Annotated in this window: 14 protein-coding genes, 2 tRNA genes and 1 pseudogene; 13 read left to right on the top strand and 4 right to left on the bottom strand. The window is 72.2% G+C overall.

Annotated elements, in window-relative coordinates; translation table 11 throughout:
• Positions 1-3 precede the first annotated feature (3 nt).
• Genes repSA through ACF09C_RS09210 form a run of 3 tightly spaced genes read left to right on the top strand, consistent with a single transcriptional unit; the run spans position 4 to position 2,800 of the window.
• Entirely contained in the window at positions 4-1,410 is a 1,407-nt protein-coding gene (gene repSA, locus ACF09C_RS09220; RefSeq protein WP_392090566.1) for a replication initiator protein RepSA, read from the top strand.
• On the top strand, positions 1,404-1,622 hold the full coding sequence (locus ACF09C_RS09215) for an excisionase family DNA-binding protein (protein ID WP_392090564.1): 219 nt from the start codon (positions 1,404-1,406) through the stop codon (positions 1,620-1,622). Before repSA ends, ACF09C_RS09215 begins: the two co-directional genes overlap by 7 nt.
• Positions 1,622-2,800 carry a tyrosine-type recombinase/integrase gene (locus tag ACF09C_RS09210; RefSeq protein ID WP_392090561.1) on the top strand — a complete coding sequence of 393 codons (1,179 nt, stop codon included), beginning with the start codon at positions 1,622-1,624 and terminating at the stop codon, positions 2,798-2,800. The genes ACF09C_RS09215 and ACF09C_RS09210 overlap by 1 nt, the downstream gene beginning before the upstream one ends.
• Positions 2,801-3,031: 231 nt before the next feature.
• On the opposite strand, the gene ACF09C_RS09205 is transcribed toward ACF09C_RS09210, so the two are convergent.
• On the bottom strand, positions 3,032-3,964 hold the full coding sequence (locus ACF09C_RS09205; RefSeq protein ID WP_392090558.1) for a bifunctional DNA primase/polymerase: 933 nt from the start codon (positions 3,962-3,964) through the stop codon (positions 3,032-3,034).
• Between the two features lie 355 nt (positions 3,965-4,319).
• On the opposite strand from ACF09C_RS09205, the gene ACF09C_RS09200 reads away from it, so the two are divergent.
• The 8 genes from ACF09C_RS09200 to ACF09C_RS09165 all read left to right on the top strand — a co-directional run bounded on the left by ACF09C_RS09200 (position 4,320) and on the right by ACF09C_RS09165 (position 12,313).
• Positions 4,320-4,628, top strand: coding sequence for a hypothetical protein (locus tag ACF09C_RS09200; protein ID WP_362414762.1), 309 nt, complete (start codon positions 4,320-4,322; stop codon positions 4,626-4,628).
• A gap of 200 nt (positions 4,629-4,828) precedes the next feature.
• Complete coding sequence (locus ACF09C_RS09195) at positions 4,829-5,995, top strand: acyl-CoA dehydrogenase family protein (RefSeq protein ID WP_392090555.1); 1,167 nt, start codon at positions 4,829-4,831, stop codon at positions 5,993-5,995.
• On the top strand, positions 5,992-7,005 hold the full coding sequence (locus tag ACF09C_RS09190) for a bifunctional MaoC family dehydratase N-terminal/OB-fold nucleic acid binding domain-containing protein (protein ID WP_392090553.1): 1,014 nt from the start codon (positions 5,992-5,994) through the stop codon (positions 7,003-7,005). The genes ACF09C_RS09195 and ACF09C_RS09190 overlap by 4 nt, the downstream gene beginning before the upstream one ends.
• Position 7,006: 1 nt before the next feature.
• Positions 7,007-8,107: an acyl-CoA dehydrogenase family protein gene (locus ACF09C_RS09185; RefSeq protein WP_392090551.1), complete on the top strand. Its 1,101-nt coding sequence runs from the start codon at positions 7,007-7,009 to the stop codon at positions 8,105-8,107.
• A gap of 68 nt (positions 8,108-8,175) precedes the next feature.
• Positions 8,176-8,586, top strand: coding sequence for a MaoC/PaaZ C-terminal domain-containing protein (locus tag ACF09C_RS09180; protein ID WP_392091369.1), 411 nt, complete (start codon positions 8,176-8,178; stop codon positions 8,584-8,586).
• Positions 8,583-9,752 (top strand): lipid-transfer protein, encoded by a 1,170-nt coding sequence (locus tag ACF09C_RS09175; RefSeq protein WP_392090549.1) that lies wholly within the window; start codon positions 8,583-8,585, stop codon positions 9,750-9,752. Before ACF09C_RS09180 ends, ACF09C_RS09175 begins: the two co-directional genes overlap by 4 nt.
• Before the next feature lie 142 nt (positions 9,753-9,894).
• The gene (locus tag ACF09C_RS09170; protein ID WP_362005166.1) at positions 9,895-10,443 is read left to right on the top strand and encodes a SigE family RNA polymerase sigma factor; all 549 of its coding nucleotides are present in this window, start codon (positions 9,895-9,897) and stop codon (positions 10,441-10,443) included.
• A 223-nt stretch (positions 10,444-10,666) separates the two neighbouring features.
• On the top strand, positions 10,667-12,313 hold the full coding sequence (locus ACF09C_RS09165) for a long-chain fatty acid--CoA ligase (protein ID WP_392090545.1): 1,647 nt from the start codon (positions 10,667-10,669) through the stop codon (positions 12,311-12,313).
• 63 nt (positions 12,314-12,376) lie between these two features.
• On the opposite strand, the gene ACF09C_RS09160 is transcribed toward ACF09C_RS09165, so the two are convergent.
• Together ACF09C_RS09160 and ACF09C_RS09155 are read right to left on the bottom strand one after the other, a co-directional pair.
• Positions 12,377-16,150, bottom strand: coding sequence for a PAS domain-containing protein (locus tag ACF09C_RS09160; RefSeq protein WP_392090543.1), 3,774 nt, complete (start codon positions 16,148-16,150; stop codon positions 12,377-12,379).
• 183 nt (positions 16,151-16,333) lie between these two features.
• Complete coding sequence (locus ACF09C_RS09155; protein ID WP_392090541.1) at positions 16,334-16,771, bottom strand: SSI family serine proteinase inhibitor; 438 nt, start codon at positions 16,769-16,771, stop codon at positions 16,334-16,336.
• Between the two features lie 220 nt (positions 16,772-16,991).
• Between ACF09C_RS09155 and ACF09C_RS09150 the strand changes: the two genes are divergently transcribed.
• A tRNA-Ser gene (locus tag ACF09C_RS09150) sits at positions 16,992-17,082 on the top strand.
• A gap of 288 nt (positions 17,083-17,370) precedes the next feature.
• Positions 17,371-17,443 (top strand) — tRNA-Arg (locus ACF09C_RS09145).
• Here the strand turns inward: ACF09C_RS09145 and ACF09C_RS09140 are convergent.
• A pseudogene (locus tag ACF09C_RS09140) lies at positions 17,402-17,647 on the bottom strand (hypothetical protein); the annotation flags it as partial. The gene ACF09C_RS09145 and the pseudogene ACF09C_RS09140 sit on opposite strands and share 42 nt — an antisense overlap.
• Positions 17,648-17,715: the final 68 nt, after the last annotated feature.

The following is a 17,715-nucleotide window of genomic DNA, read 5'->3' as shown; positions in this document are numbered from 1 at the left end:
ACCTTGACCGACACCGCCACTGCGGCGGGCCTGGACCCGGCCACCCTGAGCGACCTGCTCCGGGTGGCCGGGTCCCCCGGCTTCGATCGCCTCAACGAGCAGCTCCGCCGCACCGGAGGATGCGCCGCCCCCATCCGGCTGTCCGGCGGCACCAAGCTCCTCGATACGAACACGCGGACCGTGCTCCACGCCTACACCACCGATGCCGAGCCCGGGGGCGTCCTCCGGGTTGCCTGCGGAAACCGCCGGGCCTCCCGCTGCCCCGCCTGCGCCTGGACCTACGCGGGCGACACCTACCACCTGATCCGCGCCGGACTCGTCGGCGCCGCCGACAAGGGCACCCCCGACACCATCCGCGACCACCCCCGTGTCTTCGCCACCCTCACCGCGCCCTCCTTCGGCCCCGTCCACAACCGCCCCGGCACCCGGCCCTGCCGCTGCGGCACCCGGCACGCCGAGGACGCACCCGAACTCGGTACCCCGCTCGACCCGGTCACGTACGACTACGCGGGCGCCGTGCTGTGGAACAACCACGCCTCGGAGCTGTGGCGGTACTTCACGATCTACCTCCGTCGAGAGATCGCCGCCCGCGCCGGCCTCACTCAGAAGGCCGCCCGCGAGCAGTCCCGGGTCTCTTTCGGCAAGGTCGCCGAGTACCAGAAGCGAGGTGCCGTGCACTTCCACGCCGTCATCCGCTTCGACGGCCCGGAAGGCCCCCACGCCCCGCCCCCGGCTTGGGCCACCCTCGACCTCCTCACCAACGCCATCCGGGCCGCCGCCGCCCGAGTACGCATCGTGGTCCCCGCCAACGAGGACCACGGCCACGTGAAGGACTGGGTGCTGCGATGGGGGGATCAGCTCGACGTGCAGCCCATCGGCGCCTTCGGTAACGGCGAGGACCTCACCGAACAGGCGGTCGCCGCCTACGTCGCCAAGTACGCCACCAAGGCAGCCGAAACGACCGGGACCGTGGACCACCCGGTGGGCAACAAGGAAGCGCTCATCCTCCTCGGCGTCCCCGACCACCCCCGGCGGCTCATGGAAGCCTGCATGGACCTCGACGCGGCCTACCCCGACCGACGTCTCCGGGCCTGGGCCCACATGCTCGGCTTCCGGGGCCACTTCTCCACCAAGTCGCGCCGCTACTCGACCACCCTCGGCGCCTTACGCCAGGTCCGCGCCGACTACCGCGCCGCACAGCAACGCGCCTCCCTCGGCCTGCCCGACCCCGACGACAACCCCGAGGCAACCGTCCTCGTCGTCGCCCACTGGGCCTACGCCGGCCACGGCTCCACCCCGGGAGAGTCCTGGCTCGCCGCCAACATCCGCCGCGACATCCAACACAACCGCGAACACGCCCGCGAGATCCGCGCCGAACTCGAAGACGCCGACACAAACGGGGAATGGTGACCATGGACCGACTCTTGAACGTTGATCAGGTGGCCGAACTCCTGGGCACCACAGTCCGGTTTCCCCGGCGGCTCATCGAGGAGCGCCGAATCACCTTCGTCAAGGTCGGCCGGCACGTCCGGATCCCTGAGAGCGCAGTTTTGGCGTTCGTCGTGGCCAACACCGTGGAGCCGATGACGCTTCGGCCCGCCGTACTCAGGAGGGCTGCGTAGTGGCTCGGAAGCGGAAGGCCCGCCGTAGCTTCGGGCGCGTGCGCAAGCTGCCCTCAGGGCGCTACCAGGCTCGCTACCCCGGGCCGGACGGGCTTCTGAGGCCTGCTGACCGGACCTTTGCCACCTCGACCGACGCGGATCTCTGGCTCGCGAAGAAGCGCGTGGAGATCGAAGACGGCCGTTGGATCGACCCGGCAGAGGGAGCGACTACCGTCCGGGACTGGTCGGCTCGTTGGCTCGCCGCCGTCGCTCCTCAACTCAAGCACAAGACCCAGGCGACGTACCGGTCGCTGATCAACTCCCGGATCAACCCCGCGCTCGGCGAGCGAGAGCTGGCCAGTCTGCGGCCGATCACGGTGACTGAGTGGGTCGCGGACATGAAGGGCGCTGGACTCAGTTCCTCGCGCATCCGACAGGCGTACCGGGTGCTGTCTCAGATCATGGCGTCGGCGGTCGACAACGACCTGATCGCTCAGACTCCCTGCCGTGGCGTGCGCCTTCCCCGGATGCCCCAGACGGAGCCGCACATCCTCACGCAGGTGGAGGCGTCCAGGATCGTCCGCTCGGCCGAGAAGCCGCATGACCTCCTGATCGCCCTTCTCGCCTTCGCGGGGCTCCGGGTGGGGGAGGCATTTGCTCTGCGGCGGATGGACGTCGACGTGGCCTCCTGCCTCCTGGTCGTGGACGAGAACCTCGCTGAGGCGAACGGCACCCTGGTCTTCGATACTCCCAAGTCGCATCAGAAGCGGGTCCTGACGCTGGCGCCCTCGCTGGTGAAGCGGCTCGGGGCGTACCTCGAATCGCTGCCCGGCGGTGACGAGGCTCTGCTGTTCACGAACCGGTCCGGCCGGCCCCTTCGCTACAACCAGTGGCGCAAGGCCCACTTCGACCCGGCGGTCTCTGCGGCTGGGCTGACCGACGTGACTCCGCATGATCTCCGGGCTTCGCACGGAACGTGGGTCGCTGATCGGTACGGCGTCATGACTGCCGCCCACCGCCTCGGCCACTCCAATGCGAGCGTGACCACCCGGCACTACGCGCGTCCTGTCGCCGGCCGTGACGCGGAAGTCGCGACCGCCTCCGATGCCTGGCTGGAGGGGCACACGGAGACCGATGGGGCACGTACGGGGCACGGCGACGATGGCGACGGCTCTGCTGGCATCCCCGCACGCGTCTGACCTGCGGCGGAGCGTTCCCCGGCCCTGATCGCCGAAAGGTCTTGAAAACCGTCGTGGCGCGAGTCACCGTGGGTTCAAATCCCACACCCACCGCCAGATGAACGGCCCCTGACCAGGAACATCGGTCGGGGGCCGTTGCTGTGATCTCGTCCTGCGAGTGATCGCTCTCCCCGTGCGTCCGTGTTCGATCGGGCACGGACGGGCTTCTCGCCGCTGACACCGGTGTAGGGGTCAGAGCGCGCGTTCCCGGGGCGGGGGCGGTGCGGATTCGGGGGGCTGGGTCAGGCGGGCTGCTGACTGGATGGTCGTGCGGGCCTCGTGTTCGGTCAGGCCCGTGTGGACGGCCGCTGTGGTGAGCGCTTCGGTGAGGGCGTCGCCGAGGCCGTTCTCGTAGGCGCGGCAGGCCGCCCAGAAGAGGCGGGTGTTGCGCTGGCCCTCGTGGGCCGTGCGGACGAAGTGGACCAGGCCCCTGCCGTGGCCGTGGGTCTGGGCAGGGGGTGTGCCGGGCGTTTGGGCCGGGCGGGATCTTGGGGGCGCTGGGGGCGGCGCGATCAGGGCCAGTAGCGGGCGGGGGCATGGCGCCGGGTCGAGGTGTTCGCTGCCCGGGGCCAGCCGGTACGCGCCCCTGGCGGTGACCGAGCCCGGTCCCACGAGGTAGCCGCCGGCGCCGCGGATGTCGATGCCGGGGGCGAGGCGGCTCGCCGAGTTCGGGACGACGACGTCCGGCGGGCCCGTCAGCCACAGGTGCCGGCCTCCGCTCGGGGTGAGCACGGTGACCGTGGGCGGCAGCGTGAAGAGGTGCTCGAGCGCCAGGTGGCGCAGCTCGGCCGTGACGTCCGCGGGCGCGTCCGCGTGCTTGACGTCGAGGTCGACCCCGATCAGGTGGAACGGCGGGCGTCCGCACGCGATGCCGTAGCCGGTGGCCCAGGGGGCGGCGGCGAACAGCGCCCGGACCTCCGCGAGGTCGGTGGTCGCGTCGTGCACGCCGTGCCCGGGGCGGCCGCACTCCCCGTGGCAGCCGACGGGGTGAGGGTCGTCCCGGTGCGGGGAGCGGATGGCGGGGAGCTTGGTGGTGGACAGGGGGATGACGGGGAGCCCGCGCTCTGCCGCTGACAGCGCGTGGGCGAGGGCCAGGGTGGCGGAGCGCCGGTCGGAGGTGGCCATACGAATAGTTTCGTACATGCGTTCGAGTAAGGGAAGGGGGAGGGAGGGGAGGGGTCGGGAGGATTGGCTGAAAATCTGCCGGAACGCTTCCTCCCTTGCTGTGCCTCGCTTCCGGTGGCGTGCGGCCGCCATCACCCGCGTGAGCTGCGCCTTTCGGGGTGCGAAGGTGGTTTATCGACTTGTCATCACGCTTGAGGGGGAATTGGCCGCTGAGGGGTGGTTCGCCGGGGATTGTGTGGGCAACTCTGGAGTCGCGACGTCGAGCACAACGACCGAGGCGGTCGGCCAACTGCCTTGGAATAAGCCGTACTTCACAACTTCAGTTCAGTTCAGCTCTGCTCACGGAGGAAATGACATGGCAAGCATCCGTACCGCCCGCGTTCTCGCCGCCGCCGCCGCGCTGCCCCTGGCCGCCGCACTCTTCACCGGCGTGGCCCAGGCCGACAACGGCGGCTTCGCGGACGACGGATCGAACACGAGCGTCGCCTCCATCATCGGCAGCGGCGTGGGTGGCGACAACTTCGGCAACTCGACCACCACGCAGCAGGTGGCCACCGGCTCCGGTGCCTCCAATCAGAACAACACCGCGAGCGTGAACGGCTCGGCGTTCACGAACATCGAGCAGTCGAACGCCACGGTCAACTTCTATCCCTGGTGGTTCTAGTCCCACAGCTGGGGTCCGGCCCGACGGGGGGAACGACGGCGGAGTGAAGGCGGCCCGCGTGACGGTGCTTCGGCACCGGCGCGCGGGCCGCTGTCGTGTGGGGATGTTGCGGGTACCCGAAGCGGGCCGTGACCTTGACAGGGTCCCGGGATCTGACGGACAGTCAGAAACCTTAGTCGTACCCCCGGGAGGCCGTCGCCGTGCACCTCGCCCCGACCGAGCGGCAGCTCCGGCTGCGCGCCGAACTCCGCGCGTACTTCCGTGACGTGATGCCCGACGGGCCGCCGCCCCCCGCCGACACCACCGCACAGCACGCCCTGCTGCGGCGCATCGGCCGAGACGGCATGCTCGGGCTCGGCTGGCCGGAGGAGTACGGAGGTCAGGGCCGCGGCCCGGACGAGCAGTTCGTCTTCTTCGACGAGGCGTACCGTGCCGGTGCGCCCGTCTCCATGGTCACGCTCAACACCGTCGGCCCGACCCTGATGAAGTACGGGACCGAGCGGCAGAAGACGTACTTCCTTCCCCGGATCCTGCGCGGCGAGACCGTGTTCGCCATCGGGTACAGCGAGCCCGAGGCCGGTACCGACCTGGCCTCGCTCCGTACGAAGGCCGTACGGGACGGCGACTCCTGGCTGATCGACGGGCAGAAGATCTTCACCTCGAACGCCCAGAACGCCGACTGGATCTGGCTCGCCTGCCGCACCGACCCCGACGCCCCGCAGCACCGGGGCATCTCCATCGTCCTGGTCCCGACGGACGCCCCCGGTTTCTCCTGGACCCCGATCGAGACCGTCGGCGGGCTGACGACGACCGCGACGTACTACGACGGCATCCGCGTCCCGGCGGGGAACCTCGTCGGGGAGGAGAACGGCGGCTGGGGGCTGATCACCAACCAGCTCAACCACGAACGGGTCGCCCTCGCGGCGATCGGCATGCAGGCCGAGGACTTCTACGCCGCCGCGCTCCGTCGGGCGCGCACACCCGATCCGGTGACGGGGCGGCGGCGCGTTGACGAGTCGTGGGTGCGGATTCGGGCCGCCGAGGCGCATGCCCGTCTCGCGGCAACACGCCTGCTCAACTGGCGTTTGGTGGGTGATGTGGGGGCGGGCCGGCTGGCCCCTGGGGACGCCAGCGGGGTGAAGTTCGCGGGAACCGAATCGGCGGTGGAGGTGTACCGAATATGTCAGGAGATCGCGGGCGGAGCGGGACTGGTGAGGGCGGGGTCGCCGGGAGAGTTCGACGGCGGTGAGCTCGAGCGGATGAACCGCGCCGCGCAGATCAACACCTTCGGGGGAGGGGTGAGCGAGGTGCAGCGCGAGATCGTCGCGACGATGCGACTCGGCATGAAGGGGAGGGGGCGGCGATGAACGACGGTCCCGAGCACACCGACGGTACTGAGCACACCGACGGTCCCGAGCGCGTCGCTGGGCACAGCCGTCCGGCTGGTCACGGGCCGGCGCGTCACGAGCCGGACGGCTTCCACGAGCTGCTCAAGGGGTACGAAGGGCAGCCCGCCGCCACCGCGGGCGTGGGCAAGGACCTGGTCAACGAGCCGATGATCAGGCACTGGTGCGAGGCGATGGGCGACACCGACCCGGCGTACCGGGGCCCGGATGCCGTCGCGCCGCCGACGATGCTCCAGGCGTGGACGATGGGCGGTCTGTCCGGCCACAGCGACCGTTCCGGGGCCTACGACGAGCTGCTCGCGCTCCTGGACGAGGCGGGCTGCACGTCCGTCGTCGCCACCGATTGCGAGCAGGAGTACGTGCGGCCGCTGCGGCCGGGCGACGCGATCACCTTCGACGCGGTCATCGAGTCGGTGTCGGCACGCAAGACCACCAAGCTCGGGACCGGGCACTTCGTGACGACCCGCATGGACATTCATGCCGACGGCGAACTGGCGGGCACCCACCGGTTCCGGATCCTCAAGTACGCGCCGACGCAGCCGCAGCGCAGTGGCGCGCCGGCCGCCCGTCGGCCCCGGCCGGTGATCAACCGGGACAACGCGGGGTTCTGGGAGGGCGTGGCGGCGCACCGGCTGCTGATCCAGCGCTGCGCCGGCTGCGCGACGCTCCGCTTCCCCTGGCTGCCGGGATGCAACGGCTGCGGCTCGCAGGAGTGGGACACCGTCGAGGCGAGCGGGGCCGGGACTGTCTTCTCGTACGTGGTGATGCACCACCCGCCCTTCCCGGCCTTCGACCCGCCCTATGCCGTGGGTCTGATCGAACTGGCCGAAGGCGTACGGATGATCAGCAACGTGGTCGGGGTGCCGTACGACAAGGTCCGGATCGGGATGCCGGTCCGGCTGGAGTTCCTCCGCGTGGACGAGGAGCTGGAGCTGCCCGTGTTCCGGGCGCAGGACGGCGGGGAGGGCTGACATGGACTTCACACCCACGGAGGAGCAGGGCGCGGCCCAGGAGCTGGCGGCACGGATCTTCGGCGATCTCGCCACGCACGAGCGGCTGGCCGCGGCCGGCACGGGCACGGACGGTGAGCTGTGGAAGGCCCTGTGCGCGGCCGGACTGCCCGGGGCGGTCGAGGAGATCGGGCTGGTCGGCCTGGTGCTGCTCGCCGAGGAGCAGGGACGGGTGACGGCGCAGGTGCCGTTCGCCGCGAGCTGCGTCTTCGGCCTCCTTGCCGTCGCCCGGCACGGTACCGACGAGCAGCGGGCGCGGCTGCTCCCGGACCTCCGGGACGGTACGGCGGTGGCGACCGGGGCCTTCCCGCCCACCGGACACGTGCGGGTGGGGGCGGACGGCCTGCTCACGGGGACGGTGGCGTGGGTGCCCTGGCTCAGGGACGCCACGCACGTCCTCGTACCCGACCAGGAGGCGGCGCTCTGGCTCGTGCCTGTGCCTGGGCCCGCGTCCGGGCCGGCGTCCGGGGCCGTGTCCGGGGCCGTGTCCACGGTGGACGCCCCCGTGGGCGCCGCGGTCGTGGTGGAGCCCGTCGAGCTCACCGCGCCCTGGGCGGCCGGCCGGCTCGTCCTCGACGGCGCGCGCGGGGAGCGCATCGGGGGTACGGACGCGTGCGCGGACGTCCTGGCGATGGCCAGGATCGTGTGCGCGGGGCTCCAGGCGGGCGTGTGCGCCGGGTCGCTCGCCCGGGCCGTGGCGTACACCTCGGTGCGGGAGCAGTTCGGCCGACCGCTCTCCACCCACCAGGCCGTCCAGCTCCGGGCCGCCGACGCCCACATGGACACCGAGGCGATCAGGGTGACCGCCTACGAGGCCGCCTGGCGCCACGACGAGGGCCTGCCGGCGGTGGAGCACGCGCTGACCGCCGCCTGGTGGGCGTCGGAGGCGGGAAAGCGGGTCGTGCACGCGGGCCAGCATCTGCACGGCGGCATGGGGGCCGATCTGGACCACCCCGTCCACCGGCACTTCCTCTGGGGCCGCCAGCTCGACGCGTACCTCGGCTGCGGCGCCGAACTCCTCGCCGAACTGGGCGACCTGATCGCGAACGGAGAGCCCTCATGAAGCCAGTGGGGTCGGTGGAGTCGGTGGAGTCGGTGGAGTCGGTCGAGTCGGTGGGGTCCGTGGAGTCCATGGTGCCCAAGGAGTCCGTGCGGCCCGGGTACGCCTTGGCACCGCTGGTCGTACCGATCACTCGCACTCTGATCGTCGCCGGGGCCGTCGCCTCCCGCGACTACCAGGACGTGCACCACGACGCCGAGTTGGCCAGGGCGAAGGGTTCCCCCGACATCTTCATGAACATCCTGACGACCAACGGCCTGGTGGGGCGGTACATCACCGACCGGCTCGGCCCGGGCGCGGTGTTGCGCAAGGTCGCGATACGGCTCGGCGCGCCCAACTACCCCGGAGACACGATGACGTTGACCGGGACGGTCACCGAGGTCGACGGTGCCACGGCGCAGGTTCGGGTGGTCGGTGCCAACGGGCTCGGGCACCACGTCACCGGCACGGTGACGGTCACGCTGCCGGAGGTGGGGGCATGAGCATCCGGAAGCCCGACCTGCTCGGGGGCCGGGCCGCCGTCGCGGGGATCGGCGCGACCGAGTTCTCCAAGGACTCCGGCCGCAGCGAGCTCAAACTGGCCGTGGAGGCCGTGGGCGCGGCCCTCGACGACGCCGGTCTCACCCCTGCGGACGTCGACGGCATGGTCACCTTCACCATGGACACCAACCCGGAGATCACCGTCGCCCAGGCGGCCGGCATCGGCGAGCTGTCCTTCTTCTCCCGCATCCACTACGGAGGCGGCGCCGCCTGCGCCACGGTCCAGCAGGCCGCCCTCGCCGTCGCCACCGGGGTCGCCGAAGTCGTCGTCTGCTACCGGGCGTTCAACGAGCGCTCGGGGCGCCGCTTCGGCTCGGGGGTCCAGCAGCGCGAGCCCTCCGCCGAGGGCGCCGCGCTCGGCTGGCAGCTCCCGTTCGGGCTGCTCACCCCGGCCTCCTGGGTCGCGATGATCGCCCAGCGGTACCTCCACACGTACGGTCTGACGCCGGACGCCTTCGGGCATGTCGCCGTCACGGACCGCCGGTGGGCGGCCACCAACCCCGCCGCGTACTTCCACGGCAAACCGATCACCCTGGCCGATCACGCGGCCTCACGCTGGATCGTCGAGCCGCTTCGGCTCCTCGACTGCTGCCAGGAGACCGACGGCGGCCAGGCGATCGTCGTCACCTCCGCCGAGCGCGCCCGCGACCTGCGCCACCCGCCCGCCGTGATCGTCGCCGCCGCGCAGGGCGCCGGCCGCGCCCAGGAGGCGATGACCAGCTTCTACCGGGACGACTTGACCGGCCTGCCCGAGATGGGCGTGGTGGCCAGGCAGCTGTGGCAGACCTCCGGTCTGGCGCCCGGTGACATCGACGTCGGCATCCTCTACGACCACTTCACCCCGTTCGTACTCATGCAGCTGGAGGAATTCGGGTTCTGCGGACCGGGGGAGGCGGCCGACTTCGTCGCGGCGGACGCCCTTCCGCTGAACACGCACGGCGGGCAGCTGGGGGAGGCGTACCTCCACGGGATGAACGGCATCGCGGAGGCCGTACGCCAGGTGCGGGGCACGTCCGTGAACCAGATACCCGGCGCCGCCAGGACGCTGGTCACGGCGGGCACCGGGGTCCCGACCTCCGGCCTGATCCTGGCGGCGGACGAGCGCTGATCCCGGACGGACCCCTACTGGGGCGTCGCCCGCCCTCCACCTTCAGGAGGTCCAGCTGTCCCCACCCCTACAACCTGAGGGGGAGTGCGGTTCGGGACCTGGGGCCGATCCGTCGCCAGGTGCCCGCTCCTAGCGTGGAGTCATGACTCCGCCACCTTCCGGCCCCGTCTGCGTCGGCGCCTCCACGGCCGCCGCCGGCTACCCGTCGTTCTCGTCCTACGTACGGGCTCGGGGGCCCGTGCTGCTCCGTACCGCCCGCTCGCTGACCGCGAACCCGGCGGACGCCGAGGACCTGCTGCAGACCGCGCTGACCAAGACGTTCGTCGCCTGGGAGCGGATCGAGGACCATCGCGCCCTGGACGGCTACGTGCGGCGCGCGCTGGTGAACACCCGTACGTCCCAGTGGCGCAAGCGCAAGGTCGACGAGTTCGCGTGCGAGGAACTGCCGGAGCCGGCCGGGCTGCCCGAGCCCGACCCGGCCGAGCGGCAGGTGCTGCACGACGCCATGTGGCGTGCGGTGATGAAGCTCCCCGACCGCCAGCGGGCGATGGTCGTCCTGCGGTACTACGAGGACCTCAGCGAGGCGCAGACGGCCGAGGTGCTCGGCGTCTCGATCGGCACGGTCAAGAGCGCGGTCTCGCGCGCGCTCGGCAAGCTCCGCGAGGACCCGGAGCTGGCCCCGGTGCGGTGACGATCGTCACCGGGCGCCTGTCGAGCCCCCGCCGGACTCCCGCCGGACTCCCGCCGGGCCCCGCCGGACTCCCGCCGGGCCCCGCCGGACTCCCGCCGGACTCCCGCCTCTGCCAGTGATCGCTGGCAATTTACGTACTCCCGGGTAGTGACATACCGCGTGGTATGTGCGCAGAATCTGCACACCCTTACCACTGCCACGTAGCGCCCACCGGGAGGACGCCGTGCTGAGCACCATGCAGGACGTACAGCTGACTGTGAGCCGCATCCTGAACCACGGGATGACGATCCACGGGAAGTCCGTCATCACCACCTGGACCGGGGAGCCCGAGCCGCACCGTCAGACCTTCGCGGAGACGGGGGCACGCGCGACCCAGCTGGCGAACGCCCTGCGCGACGAGCTCGGAGTCACCGGCGACCAGCGTGTCGCGACACTCATGTGGAACAACGCCCAGCATGTCGAGGCGTACTTCGCGATCCCCTCCATGGGCGCAGTCCTGCACACCCTCAACCTGCGGCTTCCCCCGGAGCAGTTGGTCTTCATCGTCAACCACGCGGTCGACCGGGTCGTCATCGTCAACGGCACGCTGCTCCCGCTGCTCGCCCCCCTCCTCCCGCACCTGCCGACCATCGAGCACATCGTGGTCGCGGGCCCCGGCGACCGTTCCGTCCTCGACGGCGTGACGCCCCGCGTGCACGACTACGAAGAGCTGATCGCGGGCCGCCCCACCACCTTCGACTGGCCCGAGCTCGACGAGCGTTCGGCCGCCGCCATGTGCTACACCTCCGGCACCACCGGCGACCCCAAGGGCGTCGTCTACTCCCACCGTTCGATCTACCTGCACTCCATGCAGGTCAACATGGCCGAGTCGATGGGTCTGACGGACCGCGACACGACGCTCGTCGTCGTCCCGCAGTTCCACGTCAACGCCTGGGGCCTGCCGCACGCCACGTTCATGACCGGCATCAACATGCTCATGCCGGACCGCTTCCTCCAGCCCGCCCCGCTCGCCGACATGATCGAGCGCGAGAAGCCGAGCCACGCCGCCGCCGTCCCCACCATCTGGCAGGGCCTGCTCGCCGAGGTCACCGCCAACCCCCGCGACCTCACTTCCATGCGGCAGGTCACCATCGGCGGCGCCGCCTGTCCGCCCTCCCTCATGGAGGCGTACGACCGGCTCGGCGTCCGGCTCTTCCACGCCTGGGGCATGACGGAGACCTCCCCGCTCGGCACGATGGCCCACCCGCCGGCCGGCCTGTCCGCCGAGGAGGAGTGGCCGTACCGCATCACGCAGGGCCGCTTCCCCGCGGGCGTCGAGGCCCGCCTGGTCGGCCCCGCCGGCGAACGGCTGCCCTGGGACGGCGAGTCGGCCGGTGAGCTGGAGGTGCGCGGTACCTGGATCGCGGGCGCGTACTTCGGCGGGATCGACGGCGAGCCGGACCGTCCGGCCGACAAGTTCAGCGCGGACGGCTGGCTGAAGACCGGCGACGTCGGCGTGATCAGCCCGGACGGCTACCTCACCCTCACCGACCGCGCCAAGGACGTCATCAAGTCCGGCGGCGAGTGGATTTCGTCGGTCGACCTGGAGAACGCGATCATGGCGCACCCCGAGGTCGCCGAAGCAGCCGTCGTCGCCGTCCCGGACGAGAAGTGGGGCGAGCGGCCGCTGGCGACCGTCGTCCTCAAGGAGGGATCGACGGCGACGTACGAGTCGCTCAAGGAGTTCCTCGCCGAGTCGATCGCCAAATGGCAGCTGCCGGAGCGCTGGGCGCTGGTCCCGGCGGTGCCGAAGACGAGCGTCGGCAAGTTCGACAAGAAGGTGATCCGCAGGCAGTACGCGGACGGCGAGCTGGCCGTCACCGAGGTGTAGTACCGCGCGAGCGGTAGAGGGGGTGAGGGGGAGGGGAGCGGTCCACGGGCCGCTCCCCTCCTCTCAGTTGGTGCCGATCTTCGCCAGCAGATCGACGATCCGCGACTGGACCTCCGCGCTCGTCGACCGCTCGGCCAGGAAGAGAACCGTCTCGCCCGACGACAGCTTCGGCAGCTCCTCCTCGTCGAGGCCGGTGGAGGTGTAGACGACCAGCGGGGTGTGGTTCAGCTGTCCGTTCGCGCGCAGCCAGTCGATGATTCCGGCCCGGCGGCGGCGCACCTGCATCAGGTCCATCACCACCAGGTTCGGCCGGATCTGCGTGGCCAGCGTGACCGCGTCGGTGTCCGCTGACGCCCGTGCCACCTGCATCCCGCGCCGCTCCAGGGTCGCGGCGAGCGCCTGCGCGATGTCCTCGTTCTCCTCGATGACCAGCACGCGCGACGGGTGCTGCTCGCTGTCGCGGGGCGCCAGCGCCTTGAGGAGTACGGCGGGATCGGCGCCGTACGCCGCCTCCCGCGTCGCCTGCCCGAGCCCGGCCGCCAGCAGCACGGGCACCTCGGCGGCGACCGCGGCCTGGCGGAGGGACTGGAGCGCGGTACGGGTGATCGGCCCGGTCAGCGGGTCGACGAAGAGCGCGGCCGGGAAGGCGGCGATCTGGGCGTCGACCTCCTCGCGGGAGTGGACGATCACGGGGCGGTAGCCCCGGTCGCTCAGCGCCTGCTGGGTCTGGACGTCCGGGGCGGGCCAGACGAGGAGCCGGCGCGGGTTGTCCAGGGGCTCGGGGGGCAGCTCGTCGTCGACGGGCCGGGGCGGCGGCTGGTTGGAGACCTCGACCGCGCCGCCGGGGCCGTCGAGCGGCTCGGGGCCTTCGGCGGAGCCCTCGGCGGGGGCTCCTATCGCGTACGCGCGCCCTTCGGGCGCCGCGGGGGCCAGCTTGGGCTGCGGGTGCGGCTTGGCCGCGGGCTCCGCGGCGGGCGCCTCGGCCACGGCCGCGGGCGCGCGGTCGCCCTCGGGCGGGGTGGCGAGCTTGCGGCGCCGCCCGGAGCCGTTGGCGGCGCCGGTCGCTCCGGTCGCTCCGCTCGCGCCGTTCTGGCTGGTCTGGCCGCTTTGCCCGCTCTGGCCGTTCGGCTGGGCGCCTGCCTGCTGGGCGAACGGCACCCCCTGCCCGAGCGTCCGCACACTGAACGCCCGCCCCCCCAGCGACCCGTCCTTCGGCGCAGCGGGCGGGGCGGCCGGAGCAGCCGGCGCGGCCGGGGCAATGGCGGCGGGTGCGGCGGGCGCGGGCATCTCCGGCGGCAGCGGTACGGATCCGGTCCCCGTGCTGGTGGCTGCAGGGGTGTCCTGGGGCGCGTTCGTGTTGCGGCGGCGGCCGGTCGGTTCCGGCAGCGGGTGGGGCTGCGGCGGTGTGTGGTCGGCGTCGGGCTCGGACCGTACGGCGTCGTGGCGCCCCTCGTCGTCCACGGCGAGCGGCATGGGCGCGGGCATCGGCGCCGCACCGGGCATCGGCAGGGCCATGGGCATCGGCATCGGCATCGGAGTGGACGCCTGGGGCTCCGGGGCGCGGTCGGCCTCGGCCGGGGGCAGGGCGAACGGCGTCCGCGGACCGGCCTCGGCGGCCGTGTTCCGCTCCTGGGCCGCCAGCGCGCGGCGGGCCCGCCGCCCGGTGGGCTGCTGGGCCGCGTCCTCGCCACCCGGCGCGGCGGGCAGGGCCCGGGCGAGTGCGGGAGCCTCGGCGGGGGCGCCCTGCGCCGGTACCGGTACCCCCTGCGGGGGTACGGTGTCGCCGAGCGCGGCCCGGCCCTGGGCGCCCTCCGACGCGGTCACCACGGCGCCCTCGGCGGGCCGCCCGCGCCGACGCCCGGTCGGTTCGAGGGCGGCGGGCGCGCCGGCGTTCTGTGCGGGGATCAGTTCGGCGGGGCCGGCCGCGGCCTCCTCCGTACGCCCACGGCGCCGCCCGGTCGGTTCGACGGCCGTACCGGTACCGACGGCTGTACCGGCAGCGACGGCCGTACCGGTACCGGCGGCCGTACCGGCAGCGGCGGGCGTCGAATCGGCTCCCCCGCCCATCGGGCTCTCCAGGAACGCGTCCGTGGAGGCTCGTCGGGCGCGGCGCCGTCCGCCGCCGTTGGTGTCCGAGGCCTGCGCGGGCAGCGCGAGCGCGCCCCCTTCGGCCGAAGCGGCCGGAGACGAAGCCGAAGCCTGCACCGGCGGGGCGGGCGGAGGCGTGATCGTGCCCTTGCCGGCGCCGAGCGGCACCTCCAGGACGTACGCGCTGCCGCTCATCCCCGGCACCTCGTGCGTCTGCACGACGCCGTCGTGGGCGCCCACGATGCCGCGCACGATGGGCTGGTGGACCGGGTCGCCACCGGCGTACGGCCCCCGGACCTCGATGCGGACGACGTCACCGCGCTGCGCGGCGGCGACCACGATCGTCGAGTCGGTGTACCCGGCGCCCGGTACGACCCGGGCCTTGCCGGTCGAGTCGACCCCGGCGACGTCCGCGACGAGATGCGCGAGCGCGGTCGCGAGGCGACCCGCGTCCACCTCGGCCTCGATCGGCGGGGCGTGCACGGCGAACTGGGCTCGGCCGGGACCGATGAGTTCCACGGCCCCGTCGACGCCGGCCGTGACGACCCCGTCGAGGAGGACGACGGACTTGGCGAGCGACTCCGTGCCGGAGTCCAGCCGCTGGTAGCCGAGGACGTTGTCGACGAGCGTGGTCATCCGGGCGTAGCCGGCGGCGAGGTGGTGCAGGAGCTGGTTCGCCTCGGGCCACAGCTGCCCTGCGTCGTCGGCGGCGAGGGAGGACAGCTCCGTACGCAGCTCCTCCAGCGGCCCGCGCAGGGACTCGCCGAGGACGGCCGTCAGCTGCTCGTTGCGCGCGGCGAGGGATTCGTACCGGGCGACGAGGGACTCGTACCGCTCCTCGTCGTCCTTCGCCCGCTCCTCGTGGCTCTGCTTCAGCTCGGCGAGTTCGGCGGTGTGCTGCTCGGTGAGCGTGGTGAGCGCGCTCGTGTGCTCGTCGGTGAGCTGCTCGTACGGCCGGCGGTCGGTGAAGGTCATCACCGCGCCGACGAGCTGGTCCCCGTCGCGTACCGGCGCGGTGGTGAGGTCGACCGGGACCTGGGAGCCGTTCTTCGCCCACAGCACCTGCCCGCGGACCCGGTGCTTGCGCCCGGACTTGAGGGTGTCGGCGAGCGGGGAGCCCTCGTACGGGAACGGCTCGCCGTCCGCGCGCGAGTGCAGGATCAGCGTGTGCAGCTCCTTGCCGCCCAGGTCGCTGGCGCGGTAGCCGAGGATCTGCGCGGCGGCGGGGTTGACGAGGACGACCCGCCCGTCGGTGTCGGTGCCGACGACACCCTCGGCGGCCGCGCGCAGGATCATCTCGGTCTGGCGCTGGGAGCGGGCGAGTTCGGCCTCGGTGTCGAGCGTGCCGGTGAGATCGCGGACGACGAGCATGAGCAGCTCGTCGCCGGTGTAGGAGGTGTACGAGTCGTAGGCCTCGCGGCCGTCCTCCAGGCTGGCGCTGGTCACCTCGACCGCGAACTCGCCGCCGTCGGTCCTGCGGGCGATCATCCGGGTGGGCTTCGTCCGGCCGTGCTCGTCGGCGCCCTCGGGGCGCCGCATGGAGCCGGGGATCAGCCGCGAGTCGAACCCGGGGAGCAGGTCGAGCAGCCCGCGTCCGACGAGTGCGGTGCCGGGGGTCTCGAACATGCCGAGGGCGATGGTGTTGGCGTTGACGACCGTGCCGTTGCAGTTGACGAGCACGAGGCCGTCGGGGAGGGCGTCAAGTATGGCTGCGAGGCGAGCAGCGCCTCGGGATGGCCTGCTGCTCACGACGACGCTTCCTCCCTGACCCACTGCACCTTGCTCACTGCGCCTTGCCCGGCCGGTGGCCGGCCGCCGGCCCCATCTTGCCCGCCGGGCCGCAGCCTGTCACTGAGGGGAGTCTAAGGGCAGGCCCGGCGGGCTCGGGGGACGGTCGCATGCCGGGGGCAACATCCGAACGGCATCCTCACGTCATCCCCGCACGTGGGAGAGGCGGGGCAGCACGGGCGTGAGGTTGTCCCACCGCTCGATCTCGCAGCCGTCGGCGCGGGAGAAACGGGCGTCGACGGTACGTCCCCGCCATTCGCCGGTGATGTGCGCGACGGCGTCCCCGCCGTACTGGAGGGAGCAGATCCGGTCCTTCGCCACGGGCGCGAACGGGTCCGTCCCCGCCCTGGCGTGCTCGGCGAGCCGTGTGCAGGCCCCGGTGGCGGCGGGGTGGTCCCCGCCGGCCTTGTCCCCGCACTCGAGGCGGAAGGTGCCGTCGGCGCTCCGGTGCCCGCTCTTGGAGATCGTCACGGTGAGCGCGTCGGACGGCGAGGAGAGCAGCGGCAGGGGCGGCAGGGGCCCGAGCGCACCGGCGCCGGCGGCGGAGGTGACGAGGGAGGCGAGGACGAGACGTCGCAGCATGGGAACTCCAGGGGTCGGGCGTGCGAGCCGGGCGGGCCGTGGCCCGCACCCTCTAACGCTCCGTACGGCCGTACGTTGCGCAAGCGGGGTGGGCCGACGGGGGCGGGCGGGCTTTGCTCTCCGCCCCGGAGGACTAGTACGGTGAGAAGCGATTGGTGACAGCAGGCTTGCCTGTGTCATCATCTGCACGCACCACTCGCGCCCGCGCGAAGGTGCGGATGGAGGCGTCGCCTAGTCCGGTCTATGGCGCCGCACTGCTAATGCGGTTTGGGCCTTAAAGCCCATCGAGGGTTCAAATCCCTCCGCCTCCGCACCACCCCCGAAGCCCCGGCCCACACGGCCGGGGCTTCGGCCGTTCTCCGCCGCGGTTCTCGCCGCGGCGCCGTGCTCGGTTCCGTTCCCGTTCTCCGCCGCGGTTCCGTGCTCGCGCCCCCGGAAGCGCTCCGTCCGCCGCACGCTCCGCGGATCAACCAGGACGGCCCAGGATCACGTTTCCGCAGGTCAGGAGGGGTCTGGCTAATGGATTTCGCGCTACGCCGCAGGTCATGTAATGTTGTCCACGCAACGCCGACCGGCAAGAAAAAAGCCGAGAAGCACAAGCACTCGTAGCTTAACGGATAGAGCATCTGACTACGGATCAGAAGGTTGCAGGTTCGAATCCTGCCGAGTGCACACAGGTGAGAGGCCCGGACGAGAGTCCGGGCCTCTTGCGTTTCCGGGGGCGTGCAGCAGCGTCGTCATCGCGATCTGTGAGTGCCGCAGGATGCGCTGTGCCGCCTTCGGGTGGACTTTGAGGGTCACCAGGAGCGAGCTGGACGTGTGCCGGGTGTTCCGGAGTGGGGTGGTCCGGAGGCCGGCGTGACGGGCTCGGCGCCCAGCGCTTCGCCCGACCGGCCGGGGACGTCGGTCCCGACCAGGCCTGGAGCCGGGCCTGGTTCCAGTGG

It is taken from the genome of Streptomyces sp. NPDC014870 (assembly GCF_043081505.1).
Lineage (GTDB): Bacteria > Actinomycetota > Actinomycetes > Streptomycetales > Streptomycetaceae > Streptomyces.
This window is presented reverse-complemented; position numbering and strand designations above follow the sequence as displayed.